This window comes from Arthrobacter sp. KUASC02 (assembly GCF_059739395.1).
Genome location: NZ_AP046053.1, coordinates 1,408,010 through 1,429,235, shown reverse-complemented (window position 1 = coordinate 1,429,235; position 21,226 = coordinate 1,408,010). Strand labels below are relative to the sequence as shown.

The 21,226-nt window shown below is 67.3% G+C and carries 17 protein-coding genes and 2 tRNA genes; 5 read left to right on the top strand and 14 right to left on the bottom strand.

The features are described 5' to 3' along the window. Positions 1–14: 14 nt before the first annotated feature. Positions 15–1,316 carry an ABC transporter substrate-binding protein gene (locus AC6JAC_RS06510; RefSeq protein ID WP_497964007.1) on the bottom strand — a complete coding sequence of 434 codons (1,302 nt, stop codon included), beginning with the start codon at positions 1,314–1,316 and terminating at the stop codon, positions 15–17. A 225-nt stretch (positions 1,317–1,541) separates the two neighbouring features. Between AC6JAC_RS06510 and AC6JAC_RS06505 the strand changes: the two genes are divergently transcribed. Further along, positions 1,542–2,744 carry an ROK family protein gene (locus AC6JAC_RS06505; RefSeq protein ID WP_347894716.1) on the top strand — a complete coding sequence of 401 codons (1,203 nt, stop codon included), beginning with the start codon at positions 1,542–1,544 and terminating at the stop codon, positions 2,742–2,744. An 18-nt stretch (positions 2,745–2,762) separates the two neighbouring features. On the opposite strand, the gene AC6JAC_RS06500 is transcribed toward AC6JAC_RS06505, so the two are convergent. From AC6JAC_RS06500 to AC6JAC_RS06450, 11 genes are all read right to left on the bottom strand, one after another. Continuing rightward, positions 2,763–4,334, bottom strand: coding sequence for a Na+/H+ antiporter (locus tag AC6JAC_RS06500; protein WP_497964005.1), 1,572 nt, complete (start codon positions 4,332–4,334; stop codon positions 2,763–2,765). Between the two features lie 103 nt (positions 4,335–4,437). Beyond that, entirely contained in the window at positions 4,438–5,097 is a 660-nt protein-coding gene (locus AC6JAC_RS06495; protein ID WP_347894712.1) for an SDR family oxidoreductase, read from the bottom strand. 9 nt (positions 5,098–5,106) lie between these two features. Beyond that, positions 5,107–6,048 carry a hypothetical protein gene (locus AC6JAC_RS06490; RefSeq protein ID WP_497964003.1) on the bottom strand — a complete coding sequence of 314 codons (942 nt, stop codon included), beginning with the start codon at positions 6,046–6,048 and terminating at the stop codon, positions 5,107–5,109. A gap of 1 nt (position 6,049) precedes the next feature. Then, entirely contained in the window at positions 6,050–6,559 is a 510-nt protein-coding gene (locus AC6JAC_RS06485; RefSeq protein WP_028269647.1) for an RNA polymerase sigma factor, read from the bottom strand. A 160-nt stretch (positions 6,560–6,719) separates the two neighbouring features. Then, positions 6,720–7,550, bottom strand: coding sequence for a membrane protein insertase YidC (gene yidC, locus AC6JAC_RS06480; protein WP_497964001.1), 831 nt, complete (start codon positions 7,548–7,550; stop codon positions 6,720–6,722). Positions 7,551–7,718: 168 nt separating this feature from the next. Then, positions 7,719–7,792: transfer RNA gene (locus tag AC6JAC_RS06475), tRNA-Met, on the bottom strand. A 62-nt stretch (positions 7,793–7,854) separates the two neighbouring features. Continuing rightward, positions 7,855–7,926: transfer RNA gene (locus AC6JAC_RS06470), tRNA-Thr, on the bottom strand. Positions 7,927–8,180: 254 nt separating this feature from the next. Further along, entirely contained in the window at positions 8,181–10,421 is a 2,241-nt protein-coding gene (locus tag AC6JAC_RS06465) for a DEAD/DEAH box helicase (RefSeq protein ID WP_454699095.1), read from the bottom strand. A 401-nt stretch (positions 10,422–10,822) separates the two neighbouring features. Further along, entirely contained in the window at positions 10,823–11,476 is a 654-nt protein-coding gene (locus AC6JAC_RS06460) for an MOSC domain-containing protein (RefSeq protein WP_454699096.1), read from the bottom strand. A gap of 66 nt (positions 11,477–11,542) precedes the next feature. Beyond that, the gene (locus tag AC6JAC_RS06455; RefSeq protein WP_055799635.1) at positions 11,543–12,217 is read right to left on the bottom strand and encodes a response regulator; all 675 of its coding nucleotides are present in this window, start codon (positions 12,215–12,217) and stop codon (positions 11,543–11,545) included. Next, the gene (locus AC6JAC_RS06450) at positions 12,214–13,869 is read right to left on the bottom strand and encodes a sensor histidine kinase (protein ID WP_028269651.1); all 1,656 of its coding nucleotides are present in this window, start codon (positions 13,867–13,869) and stop codon (positions 12,214–12,216) included. The genes AC6JAC_RS06455 and AC6JAC_RS06450 overlap by 4 nt, the downstream gene beginning before the upstream one ends. Before the next feature lie 173 nt (positions 13,870–14,042). Between AC6JAC_RS06450 and AC6JAC_RS06445 the strand changes: the two genes are divergently transcribed. From AC6JAC_RS06445 to AC6JAC_RS06430, 4 genes are read left to right on the top strand one after another with little or no spacing between them, the layout of a single operon-like run. Beyond that, the gene (locus AC6JAC_RS06445) at positions 14,043–14,858 is read left to right on the top strand and encodes a hypothetical protein (protein ID WP_028269652.1); all 816 of its coding nucleotides are present in this window, start codon (positions 14,043–14,045) and stop codon (positions 14,856–14,858) included. A gap of 2 nt (positions 14,859–14,860) precedes the next feature. Next, positions 14,861–16,081, top strand: coding sequence for a glutathionylspermidine synthase family protein (locus AC6JAC_RS06440; RefSeq protein WP_028269653.1), 1,221 nt, complete (start codon positions 14,861–14,863; stop codon positions 16,079–16,081). Further along, positions 16,078–17,586 carry an APC family permease gene (locus AC6JAC_RS06435; protein WP_028269654.1) on the top strand — a complete coding sequence of 503 codons (1,509 nt, stop codon included), beginning with the start codon at positions 16,078–16,080 and terminating at the stop codon, positions 17,584–17,586. Before AC6JAC_RS06440 ends, AC6JAC_RS06435 begins: the two co-directional genes overlap by 4 nt. Before the next feature lie 49 nt (positions 17,587–17,635). Continuing rightward, positions 17,636–18,835 (top strand): acyl-CoA dehydrogenase family protein, encoded by a 1,200-nt coding sequence (locus tag AC6JAC_RS06430; protein ID WP_497963997.1) that lies wholly within the window; start codon positions 17,636–17,638, stop codon positions 18,833–18,835. A gap of 98 nt (positions 18,836–18,933) precedes the next feature. Here AC6JAC_RS06430 and AC6JAC_RS06425 read toward each other — a convergent pair whose 3' ends face one another. Together AC6JAC_RS06425 and AC6JAC_RS06420 are read right to left on the bottom strand one after the other, a co-directional pair. Then, a complete protein-coding gene (locus tag AC6JAC_RS06425) occupies positions 18,934–19,680 on the bottom strand; it encodes an SDR family oxidoreductase (RefSeq protein WP_497963995.1) in 747 nt (248 codons plus the stop codon). Beyond that, complete coding sequence (locus AC6JAC_RS06420; protein WP_497963993.1) at positions 19,677–21,065, bottom strand: glycosyltransferase 87 family protein; 1,389 nt, start codon at positions 21,063–21,065, stop codon at positions 19,677–19,679. Before AC6JAC_RS06420 ends, AC6JAC_RS06425 begins: the two co-directional genes overlap by 4 nt. Positions 21,066–21,226: the final 161 nt, after the last annotated feature.

Sequence of the window (21,226 nt, the reverse complement as noted above, 5' to 3'; positions counted from 1 at the left end):
GAGTCGGGTGGGGGTCAGACCGCGGTACGCTCGGCGACGCGGCGCCATTCGTCGTCGAGGGCGGCGAGGAACTGCTCGCCGTTCTTGCTGTACACAAAGGACTGGATGTAGTTGTTCACGGGCACCGACGGCGGGAAGTAGGTCACAGCGCCCTGGAAGTAGCGCGCCTCCTGCACCGCCGCGTTCAGTCCGCTGATCTGCGGATTGCTGACGGCGGGGGCGTCCTTGAGCGGCGAGAATGCCGCGTTCTTCTCGTTGTACGTGTTCACCACGGACGGTTCCAGCAGGTAGTTGACGAACCGCTGTGCCGCAGCCATGTTGGGCGTGTTCCGGGTGATGGAAAGCGCCATGTCCACGTTCACGCGGGCCTTGGTGTCCTCCGGGTTGTTGGTCACCGGCAGCGGGAAGCTTCCCAGCCTGATGTTCTTGTTGGCCGCCACCAGCTGTGACAGCGCCCACGGACCCTGCAGGTACATGGCCGCCTGCCCCTTGGCGAATGCCGCGTTGCCGTCCGCGTAGTTCTTGCTGGCCGCGCCGTTCTGCGAGAACGAGGCGAGCTGGAGCATCCTGGGGAGGGCCGGGCCGAAGCTGTTGGCAAACGATTCGGGGGCATCGCTCGTGATCCTGGCACCCTTGGCGTAGAGCTTCGTGAAGAATTCCCCGACATCCAGCGCCCCGCCGGACGCGTAGTCGAACATGCCCTGGGCGAGGGTCCACGGGTCCTTGTACGTTCCATAAATCGGCGCGATGCCGGCGGCTTTGAACTTCTCGCAGGCCGCGACGAATCCGTCCCATGTGGTGGGGACGGAGACGCCCTGCGCCTCGAAAATGTCGCGGTTGTAGATGACGCCGGCTGCCGCAAGCGAGAACGGCAGGGCACTGGTCTCGGTCCCGTTGTACCGGCCCCAGGAGTTGACGAGCTCCTGCATCTTCGGATCGATGGTTTTCGCCACGGGCATGTCCGAGAGGTCGGCGAAGATGCCCTTCTTGACGAAGTCGGCGGTGGCCTGGGCGAAGCCTCGGGTCACAACATCCGGCGGGTCGTTGCGGACGAGGCCCGGAACAAAGTTTCCCTCGTTGAAGTCCTGGACCACGCGGATGTCCGGATTCAGCGCCTCGAAGTCCTTGATCACCTGGTTGAAGTAGTCCACCACTTCGGGCTTGTTCTGCATGAAACGCAGCGTGGTGGTTCCGGTCTGTGCCGCGGGCGATGCGCCGCAGGCGGACAGCGGAACCATCAGGGCTGCTCCGGCGAGGCCGGCGGTCCGGAGCAGGGAACGCCTGCTGAGCAGCGATGCGGGCAGGGCCGCGTTCACAGGGCGGGGGCTGACGTGCGGTGGCGGCTGGGCTGTGCTTGCGGTGCGGGCTGGCAGTGCTTCAGGGTGCGGTTCACAGTTGCTCCTTTGCAAAAGGCTGAGTGAAGGGCTGGAGGTAGAGCCTGCAGTCGGCGGCCGTCCGGTCTACGTTGCTCTAAGTTTATATGGAATCTAAATTTAGTTCCTCAAGTATTATGTGGTGCAAAGCACAGAGAGGTCAACACCATGTCTGAAATGACGGCGGCAACGCCCCAGCTGCTGCGGCGTGTGAGCGCCGGGGCAGTGCTTGAATTCATGCGCGCTTCCCAGGCGGTGACGGTCACGGAGGTCATGGACGCCACAGGGCTCACCCGGGCCACCGCCATTGCCGTCTGCGAGGACCTCATGCAGCGCGGCTGGATCAGGGAGCTGGAAAACCAGCGGGCATTTGGCGGCTACCAGAAGGGCAGGCCGGCGCGCCGGTTCGAGCTCAACGAGCGCGCCGGGTGCGTCCTGGGCATGGACGTGGGCATTTCCAAAGCGACGGTGGTGGTGTCCGATCTCCGCGGCAAGGCCCTGGGCAGGTCCAGCCAGCCCTTCGCCGGTGCCGAGATCACGGCGGAAGAACGGGTCGCCGTCGTCGACCGGACCGCCCTGATGGCCCTCCGCAGCGTGGGCGCCTCCCCCGACTCCGTGCTCGCCGTTGGTGCCGGAATCGCCGCACCCGTGGACCGCAACGGCGATGTGCTGGTGACCCAGCACTTCTGGGGACTGTTCGACGTGGGCCTGCGCTCCGCGCTCAAGGACCTGCACGGCTGGACAGTCCTCCTGGAAAACGACGCGAACCTCGCCGCACTGGGTGAGCGCTGGCGGGGTGCGGCGGCCGGTGTGGACGACGTCGTCGTGATTCTCGCCAGTGAACGCCTCGGTTCGGGAGTGATCGACGGCGGGCGGCTGCTGCACGGCCGTGCCGGCGGCGCAGGCGAGCTTGCATTCCTTGACATGGTGGAGGGGGTCGGAGACACCTTCGGCATCGCTGCCCTGGCCCGCACCTGGGCCGCCGAAGCCCTTGCCGGGAAGGCCAGGACCTCGCTCCGGCAGCACGCAGCCGACGGCGTCGAGGCGGAGCATGTTTTTGCCGCTGCCTCCGCCGGGGATGCCGTTGCCCTGGACATCCTCGACCGGCTGGCGGACAGGATGGCCAGGGTGATCGGGGCCGTGGCCACCATCATCAACCCGGAGCTGGTGGTGATTGGCGGCGCCGTGGCGAACTCGGCAGGCGTGCTGCTGGGGCCGATCGCTGAACTCCTGCCCGGGTACACCGCCACTCCCCCGGCCGTGGCGGCGTCCCCGCTGGGCGACTCGATCGTGACCGTGGGTGCCGTCCGTTGCGCCCTGGACTTCGTGGAGAAGAACACGCTTGACCTGGAGCTCGCGGCACCCGCCTAGCCAACGTCCGCGCTGGTCCTACTCCGGCATGATCATGGTGCGCAGATCCAGCTGGCGCAGCACGCGGTCCGCCACTTCCGGGTCCATGTCCGGTTCGTTCCGGGCAGCCACCACTTCCTGGCGGGCGGCATCGAGCGCAACGGTCTGCACGGCAATGGCCAGCTCCCGCCCGCGCCGGCGCTTCTCGTCCAGGGATTCGTTCCGGAGGCTTCCATCCAGCAGTTCGGCGTGCAGCCTCGTCATCTTTTCCTTGACGAGCGCCACCTTCTCCGGCGGGAGCTCCTTGACGAGGTCGTTGTCCTTGAGGGCGGCGATGGCGGCCTGCTGGGCGCGTTTGGCCAGGACCCGGGCCGCGTCCCGTTCCTCCGAACCGTCTCCGGTGGCCTTCAGGACTTTCATCAGCCAGGGCAGTGTCAGGCCGGGCAGCACCAGGGTGGCCAGCAGGACCGCGCAGGCGATGACCAGCAGCTGGTCCCGGGCCGGGAACGGCGTGCCGTCGGCCAGCGTCAGGGGCAGCGCGAGGGCAAGCGCCAGGGTGGCGAGGCCCCGCATGCCGCACCAGGTCAGGATGAGGACTTCCTTGGCGGATGCGGGCTGCAGCAGGTTGCTGTTCTTCCGCGCCGAGGCCGCCAGCACGGCCAGCCACAGGAACCGGACCGCAAACACGATCACGCACACCACCGCCGCGGTGCCGATCATGCCGTAGATCTCCGTACCCTCGTCGTGGATGACGTGGCGGATTTCCAGCCCCACCAGCCCGAAGGCCAGCCCGGTCACCAGGAGCTCCACCACGTCCCAGAACGCCGTGCGGGTGACCCGTTCAGCGGCGTCCTGCGGCCTCGAGTGCCGCTTCATCTCCAGTGCGGTAACCACGACGGCGATCACGCCTGAGGCGTGCACCTCTTCCGCCAGGATGTAGGCGGCAAACGGCACCACCAGGGTGACCGCGCTGCGCGCCACCATGGAGGTCACCAGCCGTGTGATCAGCGCCGTGACCCAGCCCATGGCGATGCCGACCAGCACCGCAACCGCAGCCCCCACCACAAACTTGAGGACGACGTCGGGCCCTATCCTGCTGCCCGAGACGGTGGCCGCAACGGCGGCCTGGAAGATGACGATGGCGGCGGCGTCATTGAAGAGGCCCTCGCTTTGCAGGACCGTGATGAGCCGCCGCGGCATGTGCACGCGGCCGGCCACGGATTCCACGGCCACCGGGTCCGGCGGAGCCACCATGGCCCCCAGTGCGATCGCGGCGGGAATTCCGATGCCCGGGATCATCAGCCAGGCCGCCCCTGCCACGGCAGCGGTGGACACGACCACCAGGGCCACCGCGAGCATGATCAGCGTGCGCCAGCGGACCCGGAAGACGGCCCAGGAGCTACGTTGGGCCGTCGCGAACAGCAGCGGCGGCAGGAAGATTGGCAGGATCAGCTCCGGCGAGATGTCCATTTCCGGAAAGCCGGGGATGAAGGTCAGCGATGCCGCCAGGATCAGCATGAGCACGGGATAGGGCAGCCGGAGCTTGTCCCCCAGACCCACCGCCACCACTGTGGCAAGCAGCAGTCCGATAATCAGTGCCAGCTGGTCCATAGGCTCACTCTCCCCGAAGTGGAGGCGCCGCAGTGCTCTGCAGGCGCCTCCACCACGATATCGGGTGCGCGCCGGTGGCTACTCTGTGTTCAGTGGGCGGGGCCTACTGCGCCGGCTGCAGTGCTGCTGCGACCGGCAAGGTGCCGTCCCGGAACTCGATGGTTCGTCCGGCGGTGTCCGGCAAGCCCAGGACCGCGGCCGTCACGAGTGCCACGTTGGCCCTTGACGTGGCGGTGCCGGCGGAGGTGTCCGCCGGATCGACGTCGATGAGGCCGTTGCCGGGACCGTCCGTCAGCGTGCCGGGGCCCAGGACCGTCCAGGACAGGTCCGTGCCGCGGAGGTGCTGGTCCGCGGCGGCCTTCGCCTCGGCGTAAGCGTGGAAGCTGTTGTCCGCCGGGACTCCGTGGTCCGGTCCGGCACCGAAGTACGACACCATGACGTAACGCCCGACGCCGGCCTCCGCCGCCGCTTCCATCGAACGGATGGCCGCGTCCCGGTCCACCGCATAGGTGCGTTCGGGGCTGCCCCCGCCGGCACCGGCGGACCACACCACGGCGTCCTGGCCTTTGAGGGCGGCGGCGAGTTCCGCCGTCGTCGAGTGTTCAACGTCCAGGACCGACGGCGTGGCGCCCGTTGCCGCGACGTCCTCCGTATGGTCCGGGTTGCGGAAGAAGGACGTGACGTCCTCTCCTTCCGCGGTGAGAATCCTGGCCAGTTCCAAAGCCACTTTGCCGTGGCCGCCGATGATTGCGATGCGCGTCATTGACCCAGCTTACGAGTACCTGAGGCTGAGGAGCATGGTCTTCAGCTGCGCATACCGTTCGCTAGCCATCCATTCCCTCGCGGCATCGGGCGTCGCGAAGACGGGCTGTTTCTCAAAGTCGAACACGACAGATGCCGACATGACACCGTTGGGCAGGCGGATCTGGTTGGTGCCGGAGGTGTCCTGGGTGGGCAGGAATTCCTGCGCCAGCCTGACGTCCATGAAGTAGTAGGCGGGGGTGCTGTCCGCGGGCCCGGTGGGGTCCGGCATTCCGAGATAAGTCACGGGAAGGATCTGGTCAGCGGCGAAACCGAACTCGGCAGGGTTCCCTGATGTGTCCGTGATGCCGGGTACGGGCGCATGGTCAAGAACGGTGCGCTTAACGCTGCCTGCCGCCCCGTCGCCGTACATCCCGCTGAGGACCCGGGCCACCTCCGCGCCGGTGTCGTCAGTCACCACCGCGACGACGGCCCCGGCCTTCGCCTCCTCAGCCAGGTATGGTCCCTGTTCCGTCCGGACGCTCCACTCGCGCGGGTGCGAAAAGGACAGGTGCCCGTCAGGGAAGGCGAAGGTTCCGAGGGCTGCGGGCTGGGCGGGCGCCGTTGCCTGTGGTGTCGGCGTCGCCGCCGTTGGCGTCGCAGCCGTTGGCGTCGCCGCCGGGCTTTCCGATGAGGTGACGGTGGCGGCCGGCCCTGGCGCGGACGTCACCGGGCCGAGGTTGGTGGCCGCCAGCACACCGGCGGTGACGGCGGCAGCTGCCAAGGTGATCACGCCGGCCAGCCGGGCGCGCCGCAGCCTGCGTTCCTCGAGCGAGGCTGCTCCGGCCGGGAGGCGGTCGCTGAATGCGGCCGGCCCGGACAGCATCCGACGCAGCGCCGCTTCGCCGTCCGGGGTGGATGGATCGTTGCGCACGGGATCGGTCGCGGAAACCATGTTCTTGATCGGATCCATTTCAGGCACCCATCCTCTGTGTGATCGATTCTGCGCCCGCAGGCATGTTTTTCCGGAACGCCGCCCGCGCCCGGTGCAACCGGACTTTGGCGGCGGACTCGCTGCACCGCAGCACACCGGCGATCTCCGCCGCGCCCAGCCCGTCCCAGTAAGCAAGCTGGAGAATGTCCCGGTCCTTCTCCCGCAAACCGGCCAGGGCATCATGCACGGCCAGGTTTTCGGATCCGTCTCCGAAACTCAGGACCGCCGTGGCACGCAGCTTCTCCTGCAGCGCCCGCTGGCGGTCACGGCTCCGGTACGCATTACCGATCAGGTTCCGGGCAATCGTCAACAGCCATGCGATCCCGGGGCACTCCTCGTCGGATTCTTTCTGCCACACCACCCGAAAGACATCGGCAGCGATTTCCTCCGCCACCTCCGGGGATTCCACCCTCCGGCGCACGAACCTAAAGACCGCTGGATAACTGTCTTTGTGTAACGCGATAAACGCCAGTTCACGCTCGGAAAGCACGATATCCCCCTGATGAGTAGTCCTGAGCCGCCGTCTATCCGTATTGTTTCCGGCCAGCTGCCGCCCGTTACGCACGACTCAGGAAATCTTGCGCCATCCCCGGGCCGGCGCTGTCCAGAACTGCGCCGGGTCACCGCTGCCCGGGTCACCGCTGCCCGGGTCACCGTGGCGAGGGAACCGGACCGTTGCCGGGCGCAGCCCGCCGCGTGACGACGAACTGCTGTGCCAGCGTCCAGAGGTTGGAAATGGTCCAGTAGATCAGGACACCGATGGGGAAGATGATCCCGCCGGCCCCGAAGACGACCGGAAGGATGTAAAGAATCATCTTCTGCTGCATCAGCACAGGACCCGTCGGGACTTCCTCGGACGGGGTCCTGGCCATGATCAGCTTCTGCGTGAAGAACTGTGCTGCCGTCATGGCCAGGATCATCACGATCGAGAGCGTCCAAACGGCCACCACGTTGCCGCCCGCAGGTGTGCCGTGAAGCACGGTGGCGGACAGCGGAGCATCGAAAATGCTGGACTGATCGAACTGCACCACCTGCTCGTGACTCATGGTGCCGATGCCTTGACCCTGAGCCGCCGCAGTGGAGATGCCGGAGAGCACCTGGAAGAGGGCCAGGAAGAAGGGCGTCTGGATCAGCAGGGGCATGCACGCCGAGAACGGGTTGGTTCCGTGCTTCTTGTACAGCTCCATCTGCTCCTGCGCCATGGCCTGGCGCGACAGTTGGTCGGTCTTGCCCGTGTACTTGTCCTGCAGCTTCTTCAGGTCCGGTTGCAGGCGGCGCATGCGGCGCTGGGCGTTGACCTGTTTCAGGAACACCGGGATCAGCGCGGCGCGGATGACCAGCACCAGCCCGACGATGGAGAGCGTCCAGGTCCAGCCGCTGGCGGCCTGCATGCCCAGGGTTGCCAGCCCATCGTGGAAGCCCACCATGATGACGGACACCAGCCACTTGAACGGAAGCATGATCGCTTCAATGAAGTCCACTGAGTTCCCCGTCCGCCAGTTGCTGCAAAGCTACTGCGAATTATGGCGCTTGTCACGGTGCGGGCCTGCGGCCCGGCCGCCCGCCGGGACGGGAAGGGAAATCTGCACGGACCGGAACGGAAACCAGGAAAGCCCCCGGAATCTTGTGAATTCCGGGGGCTTGTCCTGTAGCGGTGGGGAGGCTCGATCTCCCGACCTCACGATTATGAGTCGTGCGCTCTAACCAACTGAGCTACACCGCCACGAATGAGAAAAACCTGCATCAAGCCGGTCAAAAACCGCCTTGACACAGGCCCTCATTCAGAGCCCCCCACCGGAATCGATCCGGTGACCTCGTTCTTACCAAGAACGCGCTCTACCACTGAGCTAGGGGGGCAACGAGTAAATACTCTACCGGAAGATTCCGCTCCCAACAAATCGGCGGCGCCACAGCCCGTCGGTGCGGACAAATCACCGGAAAAGCGCGTAAAACAGGGCCAAAAGCTGCCCGGCGGCCCTGGCTAAGGTGCCGCGAGGACGGCCCGCCGGTCCGATGTGACGAAGCGAACACTGACGGATTCGGGGACCGGTTAAACGAAAACGGGCCGGCTCGAAAGCCGGCCCGTTTTCAGTGCCTGGTGCTGCTAGGGCTTACCACTTGCCCTTGCGGTTGAAGTCGCGGTGTCCGCCTTCGTTGCCGTGGCGGGGCTTGCGTGCGCCGTCGCCGTGGCCGCCGAAGCGGGAGTCGCTGGCCTGGCCGCGGTTGGCACCGCTGTCGGCGCCAACGCTGCGCTCCGAGCGGTCGCTGTAGGAGCGGCCGCCGCGGTCAGCGGAGGACCGCTCGCCGTCGGACTTCCGGAATTCCTTCTTGAACCCGCCGCTGCCCTTGAAGTTGCCGCCGCGGTCACCGCCGCCGGAGTACCCGCCGCGGTCGCCGCCACGGTTGCCCTGGTAGCCGCCACGCTCGCCGCCGCCGGACGGCTTGCGGCCGTTGTCCAGCTCGAGGTGGATCAGCTCGCCGCCGATCCGGGTGCGGGACAGTGCGCGCAGCTGCTCGGGGCTCAGGTCTGCGGGGAGCTCCACGAGGGAGTGGTCCGAGCGGATATCGATGCCGCCGATCTGGGCCGAGGAGATGCCACCCTCGTTGGCAATGGCGCCCACGATGGAACCCGGCATTACGCGCTGACGGCGTCCGACGGCGATCCGGTAGGTTGCGTTGCCCTCGGTCAGGGTGCGGGTCGGGCCGCGTGAGCCGAAGCCGTCCTTGGAGCGCTCGCGCTTCTGGAACTCAGGAGCCGCAGGCAGTTCCTTGACCAGGAGCGGCTGGCCGCCCTGGGCCATGACGGCGAGTGCAGCAGCGATCTCCGAGGCAGGCACATTGTGCTCTTCCTCGTAGGAGGAGATGAGGTCGCGGAACGCCGCAACGTCCTCGGACTCGAGGGTCTCCGTGATGCGCTCGGCGAACTTGCCTAGGCGCAGCGTGTTCACGGTCTCGGCCGTGGGCAGGTGCATCTGCTCCACCGGCTGGCGGGTTGCCTTCTCGATGGAACGCAGCAGGTACTTCTCCCGCGGCGTCATGAACAGGATGGCGTCGCCGGAACGGCCCGCACGGCCGGTGCGGCCAATGCGGTGGACGTAGGACTCGGTGTCGTGGGGAATGTCGTAGTTGACCACGTGGCTGATGCGCTCCACGTCGAGGCCGCGGGCCGCGACGTCGGTGGCCACCAGGATGTCGATGCGGCCTTCCTTCAGCGCATCCACAGTGCGTTCGCGCTGCTGCTGCGGGATGTCGCCGTTGATGGCGGCAGCCTGGAAGCCGCGGGCCTTCAGCTTGTCAGCCAGGTCCTCGGTGGCCATCTTGGTGCGGACGAAGGCGATGACGCCGTCGAACTCTTCGACCTCGAGGATGCGGGTCAGCGCGTCCAGCTTGTGCGGGCCCATGACCTGCAGGTAGCGCTGACGGGTGTTGGCGCCGGTGGTGGTCTTCGACTTCACCGAGATCTCGGCCGGGTTGTTCAGGTACTGCTTGGACATCCGGCGGATCTGGCTCGGCATGGTGGCCGAGAAGAGCGCGACCTGGCGGTCAGACGGGGTCTGCTGGAAGATCTGCTCGACGTCCTCGGCGAAGCCCATGCGGAGCATTTCGTCGGCCTCGTCCAGCACCAGGTACTGAAGTTCGGACAGGTCCAGGGAACCCTTGGAGATGTGGTCGATCACTCGGCCGGGCGTACCGACGACAACCTGGGCACCGCGGCGCAGGCCGGCGAGCTGGGGGCCGTAGGCGGAGCCGCCGTAGACGGGGAGGACGGTGAAGTCGTCGATGTGCTTGGCGTAGGAGGTGAAGGCCTCGGCGACCTGGAGCGCGAGCTCGCGGGTCGGAGCGAGGACCAGGGCCTGCGTCTTGCGGGACGGGCCGTTGAGGTCGTGGAGCTCGGCCAGGCGGGACAGTGCCGGTACTGCGAATGCTGCAGTCTTACCGGTTCCGGTCTGGGCCAGGCCCACGACGTCGCGGCCTTCGAGCAGCAGCGGGATGGTTGCTGCCTGGATGGGGGACGGCTTCTCGTAGCCGACGTCCTGCAGTGCGGCGAGGACACGGCCGTCGATGCCGAGGTCGGCGAAACGGACGCCTTCTTCTTCGCTCTCATCGTCGCTGGACGGGTCAGCCTTGGGTGCTGCCTTCGGGGCCTCAGCGGCAGGCGCTTCGGCGGCGGGGCGTTCTTCAGCGGCGGGCGCTTCGGTAACGGGAGCTTCGACGGCGGGCGCTTCGGCAGGTGCCGGGGCCTCGGTGAAGACGGGAGCGGAGCCGGCTACGGGAGCAGCGTTCTCGGGGGTCTCTACGGCCGTCTCGGCAGTTGCTGCTTCGGCCGTGGCGTCGTTGTGATTTTCGGGCATAGGGAAGTTTTCCTCATCCATAGGGGGCCAGGCGGCACAACCCGAGGTGAGCGGAGCCGCAGTGCATGTGCCGTTTGGACGCCGGGCAGACATTGACCGGCCGGTCACGTAGAAGTCCGGCGCTTTCGCAATCCCGTGGCAGGACTTCCCGCTGCATCTCTTGGCTGCTATCCCAGCAGTCTGTACAGCGTTTTCTTTAGCCGGCTCTCCCTATGAAAATGCCCGCATCGCTTGTGCGGGCCCCAACACTTGCCAGTCCTGCCTCAAAAATTGGGCAGGAATAAGGGATTTCCGGAGTGGGGGATATTTCAAGTGTAAGGCATGCTTCCGCGTTGCACTAACCCGCCAGCCATCCAGGGGCGGTGACGTTGCGCACACCGCCTGCCAGGGGTCCTGCAGGGCTAGACGCCCAGGCGCCGCTGAAGCTTCTCGAATTCGTCGTGATACTCCGGCTGCAGGCGGATCTCCCCGTCCGCATCCGCATCACGCAGCGCTTCCACATCCTCGATGGTGGGCTCGCTGAACCACTTGCCGATGGTCACGCCGTGCTTGGGAACGAACAGCCGGTGGATGTGGTCCCCGGCCCGGATTGTCCCCGGCTTGATGACGCGGAGGTAGGTGCCCACCCGGCCGGCCGCCGTAAAGCGCTTCACCCACTGGGGCTCGTCCATGCGGCGCTGGAACGTGGCACAGGGAACGCGGGGAGATGTCACTTCCACTTCGACGTCGAGGCCGATCTTCCACCGTTCGCCGATCACGGCCGTGGTGGTCCCGATGCCGGCCACGCGCAGGTTCTCGCCGAACACCCCCGGCAGGAGGTCCCGTTGCAGCTCCCCCACCCAGTAGTCGGCGTCATCCTGCGAATAGGCATACAGCGCCTGGTCCACGCCGCCGTGGTGGATGCGGCTTGCCTGGATGTCCCCGTGGAGTCCGAGCTTGTGCACCTTGACCGGACCATCGACGGCACGTTTGTCGATGGCCGTGACGCCCACGCTCCCCTCATCACTCAGAAGCTGGTGTACCCGGCAGACGGCAAGCACAGATGCGGTGTCCATGGCTACAGTCTAGGTTCTTCGGCCCGGATTGCCGCGGGCACTGTCCCGCCCGCCCGGGACCCTGTGTCAGGGATCGAAGCGGTAGCCCATTCCGGCCTCCGTGTGCAGGTGGCGCGGCCTCGCCGGGTCCTGCTCCAGTTTGCGCCTCAGCTGGGCCAGGTAGACGCGAAGGTACTGGGTTTCTTTGGCATACGCCTGCCCCCACACCTGGGTGAGCAGCTGCTGCTGGCTGACCAGCTTCCCGGCATTGCGGACCAGGAGCTCGAGGATGTTCCACTCCGTGGGCGTGAGCCGGACTTCCTGCCCGTCCCGGACCACCTTCCGGGCGGCAAGGTCCACCACGAAGTCCGCCGTCTCCACCGTGGGCGCCTCGCGCTGTGCCGGCGAGCGCCGGGAAGCGGCCCGCAGCCGCGCCAGCAGCTCGTCGAGGCCGAACGGCTTGGTCACGTAGTCGTCCGCGCCGGCGTCGAGCGCTTCCACTTTGTCCTCCGACGCGTGGCGGGCGGACAGCACAATGACGGGCACGGAGCTCCACCCCCGGATTCCCCGGATGACGTCCACACCGTCCATGTCCGGCAGCCCGAGGTCCAGGACCACAATGTCCACCGGGTGCTGGGCGGCCAGTTTCAGCCCGTCTGCGCCGAGGCCCGCGGTGATGGCCTGGTAGCCGTGGGCGCGGAGGTTGATCTGCATGGCCCGGGCCAGCTGGGCTTCGTCTTCGATGATCAGTACCAGGGTCACGGCAGCGGACCTTCCCACAGCGGCAGGGTGACCACCATGGTCAGCCCGCCGCCCGGCGTCGGCTCCGCCGCCAGGGTTCCTCCCATGGCTTCGGTGAAGCCGTTGGCAACAGCCAGGCCCAGTCCGATCCCCACGGCCCGGCCACCGCCGGTGCGCTGATAGTCGTTGAGCCGCTGGAACGGCTGGAACATGTCCATCACGGCGGCCGGGGCCACGCCTGAGCCGTGGTCCACCACGCGGAACTCGCCGGCCGGCCTGCCGCCCAGCGCGATCCCCTCCCCCGCACGGGCCGTCAGCACCACATCGGCCTCCGGCGCGTATTTGAGTGCGTTCTCCACCAGGTTCGCCACCACCCGCTCCAACATCCCGGCATCGGCCTCCACCCGCGGGAGGTTGGGCGGCAGTTCCACCCGGATCCGTGCCGCGGGCAGGCCCCTGAGCGCGTCCGGCAGGACGTCCGCCCAGCCCAGTCCGCGCAGGAGCGGGTTGACCGAATCAGCCGTAATCCGGGACATATCCAGCAGGTTGCCGATCAGGTGGTCCAGGCGGTCGGCCGAGTCCTCGATGGTGGCGAGCAGTTCGCGCTCGTCTTCCGGGGAAAACTTCACATCCTCCTGGCGAAGGCTGCTGACCGCCAGCTTGATCCCGGCCAGCGGGGTGCGGAGGTCGTGGCTGACCGCCCGCAGGATGGACGTGCGCATCTTGTTGCCCTCGGACAGGCGCTGATTGTCCTCCATGCTCGCCACCAACTGCCGCCGTTCCAGGATGGCCACCAGGAACGCTCCGAAGGCGGCCAGCATCCGCTGGTGCTGGCCGGTAAAGGGCTGACCGGCCGGCGGCCCGCCGTTGATCAGCAGCGTGTACCGGGAATCGACGACGACGGCGTGGTGGGCGGCCGCGCGGGTCACCGGCGGGCTGGACCCGGCGCTGGCAAGCACTGTCTCCCCGGCGTTGCTGTCCGTCCCGCGTCCAGGACCGCGGATGCCGGCGGCTTCCGGTGCGCGGGAGCCGCCCGGGGCGCTTCCGGCCACCAGCGTGACGGCATCCACTCCCAGCCGGCTGCGGACCTTCTCGAGGAATGTTTCCAGGCTGCCGTCGGAACTGAGGATCCGCAGGGAGAGCTCGCTCAGCGCTGTGGCTTCGGCCCCGGATCTCGCGGCTTCCTGTGCGCGGCGGCTCGCCAGGCCGACGGCCAGGGCCACGCTGCAGGCCACTGCCAGGAACACCAGGAGGGTGAACAGGGTGGAGGGATCGGCGATGGACAGCGAACCTACCGGATCGGCGGAGAAGTAGTTGAGGAGTGTTGTGCCCAGGACCGCTGCGACGACGGCGGGCCAGAATCCCCCGATCGCGGCCACCGCCACGGCGACCGCGAGGTGGAGCAGCATGATGATGGCGAAATTCCGATATCCCGCGAGCGTCACCAGGACTTCCACGGCAGGCGGCAGCACGGCAGCAAGCACCATGCCGAGGAGGAAACGGCGCCGCCCGATTCCCTGGAGCGCAGAGCGTGCCCTCCCGGAACCCGCCGTGTGGGGACCTGCCGTCCCGGAACCTGCCGTGCCCGGACGTGCTGGCCGCGAACGCGGCGTCGCGGACCCGCCGGGGCCGGATCGGGCGGCGCCACCGCGGGCGGATTCAACTGCTGCCATGGCTCCATCTTGGCATGGGCAGTTCTCCCCCGTTTTCCGTTAACAGCACCTCGGTCCAGGCACTAGGCTGACTTCAGGATTTACACAGCTGTGTCTTGCCGGGACGGCCTTCCCGCACGTGCTTCGACGCCGTGGCCGGTCACAGATTGAGCATGGACAACCAAGGGGGACCCATGGAACCGCAGGACCCGAACCAGGATCCTTCAAAGGATCCAACGAAGGATCCGAAGAACACCCGTTCCGGGCAACAGGACGGCACGCCGGCAGGGACCGACGGTCCCGAAGGCCCCACGCCAGGCTGGATGACCGCCCCCGAGGATTTCACGCCGCAGCCCCACGATCCCGCCACAGGGCAGCTGCCGCCCTGGCAGGTGCCCAAACCGGAGCTTCGGCCGGAACTGCTCAACGATTCCGCGGCTGGCGGCCGGACTGCCGAAGCCGGAAAGCCGGACGCCGGGAGGAAGGCCGGGCGGCGGCAAAAGAGCGCGGCTTCAGGGCAGGGTCCCCTGCCGGGACCGGGGATGCCCGGAGCGCCGGGTACCGGCCCGGGCCCTGTGATCGACCCCTTCGAACACGAGCGCGAGCGGGAAGCAGCGGCACGCAAGAAGCGCTCGCAACGCCGTACCGTCGTCGTCGGCCTCGGCGTCACTGCCCTGCTGGCAGGGACCATCACCGCCATCGTGGCCAGCAACGAAGCGGAGGCCGACTACGCGCAGGTCTGCTTCAACGACGAAACCGGCGAGCGCGTGGATGACGCCCAGTGCGACAACAGCAGCAGCGCCGGCCGGAGCTCCGCCATCTACGCCTGGTACTTCTACTCCCGCGGCTCCAGCGTCCCGGCCGTCGGGCAGAACCGCTCGCAGTACCCCAGCTTCACGAAGACCGCGCCGCAGGGGGCGAAAACGTCCAAGGGGTACAGCACCAAGGGCGGCACGGTCAGCAGGGGCGGCTTCGGCAGCAGCTCCAAGGGCGGAAGCACGGGAGGCTAGGCGTGAAGAGACTGAGTGCAACCCCCAGGCCCGACTGGAAGCAGAAGATCGAGGAACAGGGGCTCGTCTTTTCCACCACCACCATGCCGGACGGCAAGAAGATCGAGTACTGGAACGAATCGGCCTACTACGAATTCACCATGGACGAGGTGGAAACCCTCGAGAAGACGGCCGAGGACATGCACCTGATGTGCCTTGAGGCGGCCAAGTACCTTGCCACCGGAGCCATGGGCAATATCGGGATCGGGCCGCAGGCGCTCGAGCTGGCCGCCGAGTCCTTGCAGGCCGGGGACATGGACATCTACGGCCGCTTCGATTTCGTCTACGACGGGCACGGCGGCCCCGCCAAGATGCTGGAGTACAACGCGGACACCCCCACCGGGCTGATCGAGGCTTCGGTGGCGCAGTGGTTCTGGCTGCAGGACGTGTTCCCGGAGAAGGACCAGTGGAACGGCATCCACGAAGCCCTGATCCGGCAGTGGAAGAAGCTTCAGTACCGCACCGGCATGAGCACCCTGCACATCGCCCATTCCGAAGCGGAGCAGTCCGGCGAGGACTGGATGACGGCAGCCTACATGCGCGACGTCGCGGGACAGGGCGGCTGGACCACCATCGGCATCAACATGTCCGATATCGGCTGGGACCCCAACCTGAAACGCTTTGTGGACCTGGACAACTTCATGATCAGCACCATCTTCAAGCTGTATCCGTGGGAGCTGATGATGAAGGAGCCCTTCGGCCAGCGGCTGCTCCAGCGCGCCCACAATCCGCGCTGGGTGGAACCGGCCTGGAAGATGCTCCTCTCCAACAAAGCATTGCTGGCGGCCCTGTGGCACCTGTATCCGGAGCACCCGAACCTGCTACCGGCGTATTTGAACGAGCCCGGGCCGCTGAAGGAATGGGTGGCCAAGCCGCTGCATGGCCGCGAGGGGGACAACATCAAGATCCATGCGGCCGGCATCAACCTGGAGCAGCCAGGCGGCTACGGGCGCGAAGGCTGGTGCTACCAGCAGTTCCATTCGCTGCCCGATTTCGACGGGAACCACCCCGTCCTGGGTTTGTGGGTGGTGGACGGCGAGTCCGTAGGCTGCGGCATCCGCGAATCCGACGGTCCCATCACCGATTACTTCTGCCGGTTCGTCCCCAACACCATCGACGCCCCGGCCCCTCTTTCAGTCCAGGCCGCCTCGGCCTCCTCCAGCAAAGCAGGTATTGCACTATGAGCACAGGGAACTCGACGGCGGGAGTTAAGTCCGGTGGCCAGCCGGCAGTTCCGTCCAAGGGGCTGCGTGCCGGCATCCTGGACCTGGGCGACTCCGTCATGCTTGGCCTGGCTTCCACGGCTCCTGTCTATTCGCTGGCGGCCACGCTGGGCCTGATCGTCGCAGTGAACGGCAACTACACGCCGCTGATCCTGCTCCTGGGCTTTGTGCCGGTGCTCTTCATCGCCTACGCCTTCCGGGAACTGAACAGCGCCATGCCGGACTGCGGCACCACCTTCATCTGGGCCCGCCGGGCATTCGGCCCGTGGGCGGGGTGGCTGGGAGGCTGGGGTGTTGCCCTGGCCGGCATCGTGGTGCTCGCCAACCTGGCCCAGGTGGCCGGGCAGTACCTGTGGCTGCTGATCGGCGACGGTTCGCTGGCCGAAAACGACCTGCTGGTGACGGCCACGGGAGTGGTGTTCATCATCTTCATGACGCTGGTGAACTACCGCGGCATCCGGCTCGGCGAGCACGTCCAGCGGGTCCTGACCTACGTGCAGTATGTCTCGCTGGGCATATTCGCGCTGGCGATTGTCTTCCGGATTACGGGCGGGGCACCCGAGGGCCAGGCTTTCGACATTGAGTGGTTCAACCCCGCAGGCGCCTTCGCCGATCCCGGCGCAGTGGTCCACGGCGCCCTGCTGGCACTCTTCATCTACTGGGGCTGGGACACCTGCTTGGCTGTGAATGAAGAGACGGAGAATCCGGCCACGACGCCCGGCCGCGGCGCCGTCATCTCCGCCTTTGTCCTCATGGCCATCTACGTCTCGGTGGCGCTGCTGGTGATGATGTATGCCACGGTGGGCACGGACGGCATCGGCCTCGGCAACGCCGAGAACCAGGACGATGTCTTCCTGGCCATGAAAGACGTTGTGCTGGGCCCCTGGGGCTGGCTGATCGTGGTGGCGGTGCTGGCGTCGGTGCTGTCCTCGACCCAGACCACCATCCTGCCCACCGCCCGCGGCACGCTGTCCATGGGTGTCCACGGCGCTCTGCCGGCCAGGTTCGGCGAAGTCCACCCGCGCAACCAGACGCCGGGGTTCTCCACGCAGGTGATGGGGGCCGCCGCGGTCGTGTATTACGTGGCCATGAGCTTCCTCAGCCAGAACCTGCTCTCCGACTCGATCAGCGCCATCAGCCTGTTCATCGCGTTCTACTACGCGCTGACCGGCTTCGCGTGCTTCTGGTTCTTCCGCGGGACGCTGCGCGATTCCGCCCGCAACCTGTGGTTCCGCGGCCTCCTGCCGCTGCTCGGTGCCCTGATGCTGACCGCCGCGTTCTTCATCTCCGCCGTTCAGATGTGGGATCCCGCCTACGGCGACACGGAGATCTTCGGCGTGGGCGGCGCCTTCGTCAGCGGCGTGGTGCTGCTGGCTCTGGGCGTCGTGCTGGCAGTGGTGTGCCGCTTCGCCCCGGCCACCCGGGACTACTTCCTGGCGAAGCGGCCGGCGCCCAGCACGCTGTAGCCGCAGCCGGATGAAGCCTCGCGAAAGGCGTAAGCCGTAGGATGCTCCAATGAGCAACGCCGCTGACCTGCCCTCTGTTTCGGACACCTCCGATGTCCTGGCCCTGGATGCCCTGCTGACCGCCGAGGAGCTTGCGCTCCGGGAACGGATCCGCGATTTCACGGAGCAACGGATCAAGCCGGACATTGCCCGCTGGTATGACGACGCCGTCTTTCCGCTCGACCTGGCCCCCGAACTGGGCGAGCTGGGCGTGCTCGGCATGCACCTGGAGGGGTACCGCTGCCCGGGACGGTCCGCCGTCGAGTACGGCCTGGCCGCAATGGAGCTTGAGGCCGGGGATTCCGGGATCCGCACCTTCGTCTCGGTCCAGGGTTCCCTGGCCATGACGGCCATCCACCGCTGGGGCTCGGAGGACCAGAAGCAGGCATGGCTCCCCCGGATGGCCGCCGGCGAGGTGATCGGCTGCTTCGCCCTGACCGAACCCTCGGCGGGTTCGGATCCTTCCTCAATGACCACCGTCGCGCGCCGGGACGGCTCCGGGGATGACGCCGGGTGGGTGCTCGACGGCGCCAAGCGCTGGATCGGGCTCGCATCCGTTGCCGGCGTGATGGTGGTCTGGGCCAGGACGGACGACGGCATCCGCGGCTTCCTTGTCCCGGCCGGAACACCCGGGGTCACCGCCACACCGATCGGCCGGAAGCTTTCGATGCGCGCCTCGATCCAGTGCGACGTGACGTTCGACGGCGTGCGGCTGGGACCGGAGGCCCTGCTGCCGGGTGCCCGCGGCCTGCGCGGCCCCTTCACCTGCCTCAACGAGGCGCGGTACGGGATTGCCTGGGGTGCGATGGGGGCCGCCCGCGATTCCTACGAGGCCGCGCTGAAGTACTCGCAGGACCGGCTCCAGTTCGGCAGGCCACTGGCCGGGTACCAGCTCACCCAGGAGAAGCTGGTGAACATGCTCCTGGAGATCCAGAAAGGCACCATGCTGGCGCTGCACCTGGGCCGGCTCAAGGACGCCGGCACGCTGAAGCCGGAACAGATCTCCCTCGGGAAGCTGAACAACGTCCGCGAGGCGTTGGCCATTGCCCGGGAGGCCCGCTCCATCCTGGGAGGCAACGGGATCACGCTGGACTACTCGCCGCTGCGGCACGCCGCCAACCTCGAGTCGGTGCGCACCTACGAAGGCACGGACGAGGTCCACACACTGATCCTCGGCCAGCACATCACCGGCATCGGCGCCTTCCGATAACCCCGCTCCCACCCAACTAGGTAGCAGCAGGTGTCGTTTTGCGGGCCCATAACGACACCTGCTGCTACCTAGTTGGGCTGGGACGCGAGTGCGCGAGCCTAGGCCGAGAAGCCGCCGTCGGCCTTGATCAGCTGCCCGGACACCCAGCGGCCCTCGGGCGAGAGCAGGAACGCCACCGTTCCGGCCACATCGGCTGGGGTTCCGAGCCGCCCGCCGGGCTGGCGCCGGCTGAGCTCCTCGCGCAGCTGTTGGTCCATCCAGCCGGTGTCCACGGGGCCGGGATTGAGCACGTTTGCCGTGATGCCCAGCGGACCCAGCTCCCGTGCCGCGGCAATGACGGTCCGGTCCAGCGCCCCTTTGGACGCGCCGTACGGCAGGTTGAACGCTGTGTGGTCACTGGTCAGCGCCACGATCGCGCCGCCGTCGTGCGCCGCCTGCCGGGCAAAGGCAGCGATCAGCTGCCAGCTGGCCCGGGTGTTCACGGCGAAGTGCCGTTCCCAGCTTGCCAGGGAGGTGTCCAGGATGCCGGAGTCCACGGACTCGGCGTGGCTGAGCACCAGCCCCTGCAACGTGCCCGCCTGCTCCGCTACCGACTCCATGAGCCGGTCCACGGCCTGGGGATCCTCCAAGTCCGCCGGAAGGGCAAGCACGCGGGCGCCGGTGGCTTCCAGCTCCGCTGCGAGGCGTTCGACGTCGTCCGGCTGGACTCCCCAGGGCATCCGGGAGTCGTAGTCCTGCCAGTACGTCAGGACCAGGTCCCAGCCGTCGGCAGCCAGGCGCCTGGAGATGCCGGCACCGATTCCGGCGAGGCGGCCGACGCCCGTCACCATTGCCGTCCTGTTCATGCGGGCACGTCAGCCAGGGAACCACGCCGGAGCACCACGAGCCAGCAGGCCAGGATGGCCACCGCGCAGAAGACGCCGGCGCTGGAGGCCATGAGCCAGGGCTCGGGCACCTGGAAGTCCAGGTTCTCCGCTCCCAGCGCTTCGCCGATGCTCTTGGGCGAAAAGAAGAACACGATGATGGATGCCCCGAGCACACCGCCCATGACCCAGCGGGTTGCCCGGTAGCGGTGCGGTGTCTCGCGGAGGGTCCAGGCGAAGGCCGGAAGCACAGCGGCCATCCAGACCCAGTGATGGGACCAGGAGACGGGGCTGATGAGCAGCATGGTGAGCGCCGTCGCGGAAATCGCCACCACTCGGGCGCCCTGGTCGCTGGCAGCCTTGATCACCAGGGCACCCCCGCCCGCCACCAGCAGGCTGAGCAGGAGCCAGGGAACGGTGACGCCGGCTTCGGGAACCCCGAAATGCAGCAACGCGCCCTTGATCGAGAGGTTGTCCACATAGCCCGCCCCGCCGATCCTGGACGTGTCGGGGAGGATTTCCAGCCAGAACGTGAACGACTCCGCCGGGCGGACCAGCCAGCCCAGCAGCACGGTGAACGCGAACCCGCCGGCCATGTTGAAGAGACCGCGCCAGTCCTTGCGCACCAGGAAGTACAAGCCGAAGACCAGCGGCGTCAGCTTGATGCCGGCGGCCATGCCCACCAGGAAGCCGCGGCCCGGGAAACCCTGGTTCCAGCGCTGGTTCCCGGCCAGGAGGTCGGCGGCCATGAGCCCCATGAGCAGGATGTTGATCTGGCCGAACGCCAGTGTCTCGCGCCAGGGGCCCAGGTTGATGACGGCGAGCAGCAGGATAACGGCGCCCCACCGGTTGCGGGTTGCCTTGAACCCGGCGCCTCCGAAGGTGCTGCGCCAGTCCTGTTTGGCGCTCCAGTACCTCACGCCGCGCACGGCGACCCACACAGCAACGGCCGCCCCGGCGGCGTTGAAGAGCATCAGGGCCGATTCCTCCGGCAGCCTGGCCAGCAGGCCGAACAGCAGCGCGGCGAACGGCGGGTACGTGAAGGGCAGCTCCGGCCCTCCGGCCCAGCCCACGGTCCTGCTGTAGAGGTCCGACGGCGACTGGCCGGCTTCGTTGAGGATCTTGCCGCCGTGCCAGTAGACGCTGAAGTCCAGGCCCTGCTCGCCCCAGGCGTCAAGCCTTGAGGACATAAAGACGGCAGTAGCCAGGATGGCCAGCAGCGTCACCAGCTCCCCGGGGATGCCCAGCACCAGCCGGCTGCGATACCACGCTGCGGTGCTTGGAGCGGCGGTTCCTGGTGCGGTGGTCCCCGGCGCTGCGGTTCCCTTGCCGGCGTCGAGCTCTTTTTCGGCGTCGAGCAGTGCCATCCGTGTCCCCAAACATTTGTTCCTGCAGAGCGGCGCCACTGTAGGCGCGTTGAGCGCGTATCGCGATGTTGTGCCGGCTGACTCGCGCCGGATCAGGCGCGTCCTCCCCACATCCTACTGAAGCAGCGGGCCCGTCCGCTGTTACCCAGCCCCGGCGTGGC

What these genes read in the sequence shown, in the direction of transcription:
- AC6JAC_RS06495 (WP_347894712.1), bottom strand. Translation starts at nt 5,097, where the DNA reads ATGACGCGCATCGCAATCATCGGCGGCCACGGCAAAGTGGCTTTGGAA.
- AC6JAC_RS06500 (WP_497964005.1), bottom strand. Translation starts at nt 4,334, where the DNA reads ATGGACCAGCTGGCACTGATTATCGGACTGCTGCTTGCCACAGTGGTG.
- AC6JAC_RS06420 (WP_497963993.1), bottom strand. Translation starts at nt 21,065, where the DNA reads ATGGCACTGCTCGACGCCGAAAAAGAGCTCGACGCCGGCAAGGGAACC.
- AC6JAC_RS06445 (WP_028269652.1), top strand. Translation starts at nt 14,043, where the DNA reads ATGGAACCGCAGGACCCGAACCAGGATCCTTCAAAGGATCCAACGAAG.
- AC6JAC_RS06425 (WP_497963995.1), bottom strand. Translation starts at nt 19,680, where the DNA reads ATGAACAGGACGGCAATGGTGACGGGCGTCGGCCGCCTCGCCGGAATC.
- AC6JAC_RS06490 (WP_497964003.1), bottom strand. Translation starts at nt 6,048, where the DNA reads ATGGATCCGATCAAGAACATGGTTTCCGCGACCGATCCCGTGCGCAAC.
- AC6JAC_RS06430 (WP_497963997.1), top strand. Translation starts at nt 17,636, where the DNA reads ATGAGCAACGCCGCTGACCTGCCCTCTGTTTCGGACACCTCCGATGTC.
- AC6JAC_RS06505 (WP_347894716.1), top strand. Translation starts at nt 1,542, where the DNA reads ATGTCTGAAATGACGGCGGCAACGCCCCAGCTGCTGCGGCGTGTGAGC.
- AC6JAC_RS06435 (WP_028269654.1), top strand. Translation starts at nt 16,078, where the DNA reads ATGAGCACAGGGAACTCGACGGCGGGAGTTAAGTCCGGTGGCCAGCCG.
- AC6JAC_RS06460 (WP_454699096.1), bottom strand. Translation starts at nt 11,476, where the DNA reads ATGGACACCGCATCTGTGCTTGCCGTCTGCCGGGTACACCAGCTTCTG.
- AC6JAC_RS06450 (WP_028269651.1), bottom strand. Translation starts at nt 13,869, where the DNA reads ATGGCAGCAGTTGAATCCGCCCGCGGTGGCGCCGCCCGATCCGGCCCC.
- AC6JAC_RS06465 (WP_454699095.1), bottom strand. Translation starts at nt 10,421, where the DNA reads ATGCCCGAAAATCACAACGACGCCACGGCCGAAGCAGCAACTGCCGAG.